We start from the raw sequence: 4,388 nt of genomic DNA, 5'->3' as shown, positions 1-4,388 counted from the left end.
TTGTCATTCCTTACCGATAATGGGTGTCGATAATTTACCCCTTGGTTCGGTGACGTTGTGCTTTAATGAAGCCCGATCTCCGACCGATTGGGAATATCGACTGGGCGAATTTGGGACTAAAATTGCGAGTATTGCAATCGATCGTTTGCGGTCGATCGAGAAGTTGTCGGAGAGTGAAGAACGGCTGAATTTGGCACTTACAGCCGCAGATATGGCGACCTGGGATACAGATTTGTCCACAGGTCAAGCCATTTGGTCTGACAACCACTTTCGGATTTTGGGCTACGAGCCAGCCATTGATGGCGTAGCTACTGTCGAGATGTGCTTGAGCCGCGTTCATCCTGACGATAACGAAAGTGTGATGCAGGCGTGGGAAACTGCCCAACGGGATCGATCGCTCTTTCGCATCGAAAATCGGTTCGTGCGCGCCGACACTGGTGTAGTCGTGTGGGTAGCAACAACAGGACGATTCCTCGATAACCAGGCGGGGGAAGCCATGCGGTTTGTCGGGGTAATGTTTGATATATCCCTTCGCAAACAAGCCGAAATTGCTCTGGTCGAAAGTCAGCAATTCGTGCAAAAGATTGCCAATACTATGCCTGGGATGCTGTACGTCTACGATCTGGTAGAGCAACGCAACATCTATAGCAATCGCCACTCCCTAGAACTGGTGGGCTATACGCCAGAGCAACTAGAAGAGCTGGGGACAGACATCACGCCGAGGATCGTGCATCCAGACGATCTGCCCCGCGCAATGGCGTATCAGGCACAATTCAGTACGGCTCTCCCTGGCGAAGTGCTGGAGATCGAATACCGAGTGCAACAGGCAAATGGTGAGTGGTGCTGGTTACTCAGTCAGAGCACTGTATTTAACACCACACCAGCGGGAAATGTTCGACAGATTTTGGGGGTATCGATCGATATATCCCTTCGTAAACAAGCAGAAGCCAACCTAGAGCGGAGCAACGCCCGATTTGAATCAGCGATGCTAGCCGTGCGAGGGACAGTGTACGAGTGGAATCTGCACACGCAAATAATGTATCGCTCCGCAGGGTTATTCGAGCTGCTGGGCGTTCGGGCTGAAGATGCGCTACCAACGAATGAGTGGTGGACAGAGCGGATGCATCCCGACGATCTAGAGCGCGTCCAAGCAGAGTTCCTGACAGCTCCAGCCGGGATCGACAGATTTGAGAGCGAATATCGGATTAGTCATGCGGCTGGGCACTGGGTATACGTGTCGGATCGGAGCTATTTCCAGTATGATTCGCACGGCAAACTGCTGAAAGTCGTTGGCTTTAACACCGACATTACCGATCGCAAACGTGCTGAGGAAGAGTTATATCAGAGTCAATTACTCGTGCAACGACAACTGATGGAAATCGAGGCAATTTATCAAACCGCACCCATCGGGCTAACAATTCTCGATCGAGACTTGCGCTATGTCCGCCTCAATCAGCGGCTGGCAGAAATGAACGGTATCGATATTGACGACCATATCGGGCGCACGCTGCGCGAAATCGTGCCGACTGTAGCCGATGAAAATGAACCACTCTTACACAGTATCTTTGCCACCGGAGAGCCACTGCTGAATATCGAAATTAGTGGTGAAACTAGAGCTTTGCCTGGAGTCGAGCGGACTTGGATCGAAAATTGTTATCCGCTTAGAGATGAAACCGGACAGATCGCAGGGATTAATGTCGTCGTTCAAGAAATCACCGATCGCAAACGTGCCGAAGCAGAGCTAGAGCGTGTCAATGGGATCTTGACAGCCACGTTCGATGGCACCTCAGATGTGATTTTTGTCAAGGATTTACAAGGAAAATATATTATTGCCAATACGACCGCCGCCCAATGGGTAAATGCTAGTGTTGCAGACGTGTTAGGTCGAGATGACACGAGCTTATTTCCGCCAGAGATCGCTCGTGACATCATTACTATCGATCGACAAGTCATCGAAACGGGTGAATCGATCGTCTATGAGGAAGAAATTCCCTACCAAGGCACCCTCAGATCGCTGCTGACGGCAAAATACCCGTGGCGCGTTAAAGGTCAGATCGTTGGTGTCATCGGCATTGCGCGAGACATTACCGATCGCAAACGCGCTGAAACAGCCCTCCAAGAGAGTCAAATACATCGCAACTTTTTGTTATCAGCAGCCGAGTTTGGTGACTGGGACTTGAATTTAGCCGATGGGACAGCGAACCGTTCCCTCCAACACGATCGGATTTTTGGCTACGAATCCCTGTTAGCCCAGTGGACTTACGAGATGTTTCTCGACCACGTTCTACCCGAAGATCGTGCAGAAGTCGATCGCAAACAGCAATATGCGATCGCCAATAAAGAACCCTGGGATTTTGAGTGCCGGATTCGCCGTGCCGATCGCCAGGTGCGCTGGATTTGGGCGAGTGGATACGTTTATCACAATGCCCAAGGGGTAGCTACGCGGATGCTCGGACTAGTGGGAGATATTACCGATCGTAAAACCACCGAAATAGCCCTAGCCGAACGCAACCAAGAACTCAACAGCTTCGTACATACTGTGTCTCACGACCTCAAGGCTCCCTTGCGAGCGATCGCTAACTTGTCAGTCTGGATTGAAGAAGATTTAGCAGGTCAGTTGCCACCAGAAAATCAGCAACAGTTTCAGTCCCTCCGCACCCGCGTCAAACGGATGGAGTCGATGATTGACTCTCTGCTGCTATACGCCAAATCTGGACGACAAGAAGCTAAGTTGGAAACCTTCAACGTTGCCGAACTCCTGAGTGAGATTATTGACTCCCTCGCCCCGCAACAGGGCTTTAGAATTGAGATCCAGTCACCATTGCCAACCCTTACGACCAAACGCGTATTTTTGAGCCAAGTCTTGACCAACTTAATCAGCAACGCCATCAAACACCATCACTCTGTCACCGGAAACCTGCACATTTGGGCGATCGAACATTCAGACCACTACGAATTCATCCTCAAAGATGATGGCCCTGGCATCGCCCCCGAACATCACGAAACAGTCTTTGCCATCTTCCAAACTCTCAAAGGGATGGATAATACTGATAGTACGGGAGTCGGTCTCGCGATCGTTAAAAAAATTGTCGAAACAGAGGCAGGCACCATTCGGCTAGAGTCCAGCTTGGGACAGGGCACAACTTTTTATGTGACCTGGCCGAAAAGCGATCGTTAACCCGAACTCACCTTAACTATTTTTTCCCAGCTTGGATTTTGTCATAAACGCCGCCATCCTCAAAAAATTTCTTCTGAAAAGTATTCCAACCGCCATATTCTGCAACTGTACCCAATGTTGTTACCTTCGGGAAGCGAGGATCGGCGACTGTCGCTGCGGGACGATAACCTAACTTGACGAATTCGGCTTGAGATTCGGGCGAGAACAGATACTGGGCAAATGCTTCGACGACTTCGCGATTGCCGTGTTTGGCGACATTTTTATCGACAATTGCCACTGGCGTATCGATCGACACATTGACATCTGGTACTACATAATCGAGTGCTTGCCCTCTTGCTTTGGCGAAGATCGTTTCATTTTCGTAGTTTAATAATGCATCGCCCTGTCCCTGTTTGGCAAAGGCATCAGTGGCTTCGCGGGCATCTTTGGGCTGCACGACAACATTTTTAAAAGCGTTAGTGGTAAACTCCGTGGCTTTGGCTTCATTCCCACCAGCTTTAATCGCACTATTCCACAATGCGAGGAAGTTCCACCGCGCGCCGCCAGATGTTTTGGGATTGGCTGTCACCCATTTGATATCGGGACGCGCCAAATCGGCGAAGGATTTTATCTGCTTGGGGTTGCCTGGACGAGTGACGATCGCGACCACACTCCGCGCGACAATAGCGTTATTGGGAAGCTTTTTGTCCCAATCTGCGCCAACCAGCGAGGCTTGAGCTAATTTATCGACATCGCCACCGAGTGCCAAATGCACGATATCCGCAGGCAAACCATCAATCACAGCACGGGTTTGCGAACCGGAACCGCCGTATGTCTGTTTGAATGTCACTTTTTGGTTGTGTTCTTGCTGCCATTTGGCGACGAACTTTTTGATAATGATGTCATGAGCGGGTTTGGGAACAGCATAGCCAACGAGAGTAACTTCGACGTCCCGTTTTTGACCCGCACCGGACGGGGTATTACCGGCTGAGGGCGTATCGCCACCCTTGCCGCAAGCAACCAAATTAAGGCTTAAACCCATACCAATCATCAATCCGGCGTTCGCAAAGCGTCTCCACCGGAGCATCGATCTCGTTACTTGTCGGCTGACGGTCATGACATTGCCTCTAAAGAATCTACTGTATTTGACTCGGAATATCGTCCAAATCTACAGCCGATCTTAGCAATATCCATGCCAGAGGTCAACACGCGTCGATCGATTCTAGTCCCG

2 protein-coding genes are annotated in these 4,388 nt (G+C 50.3%); one reads left to right on the top strand and one right to left on the bottom strand.

What is annotated here, in order from left to right; genetic code table 11:
• Nucleotides 1-3,178, top strand: a 3,178-nt coding sequence (locus RMO84_RS07280; protein ID WP_310487803.1) for a PAS domain-containing protein, incomplete at its 5' end; no start/stop codon positions are given.
• A gap of 16 nt (nucleotides 3,179-3,194) precedes the next feature.
• Here the strand turns inward: RMO84_RS07280 and RMO84_RS07275 are convergent.
• A complete protein-coding gene (locus RMO84_RS07275; RefSeq protein ID WP_310487802.1) occupies nucleotides 3,195-4,274 on the bottom strand; it encodes a sulfate ABC transporter substrate-binding protein in 1,080 nt (359 codons plus the stop codon).
• Nucleotides 4,275-4,388: the final 114 nt, after the last annotated feature.

The sequence above is a fragment of the Chamaesiphon sp. VAR_69_metabat_338 genome, assembly GCF_031423935.1.
In the GTDB taxonomy this organism is placed as follows: Bacteria; Cyanobacteriota; Cyanobacteriia; order Cyanobacteriales; family Chamaesiphonaceae; genus Chamaesiphon.
Note: the sequence above shows the minus strand (reverse complement) of the source record. Positions and strands in the feature narration are given on the sequence as shown.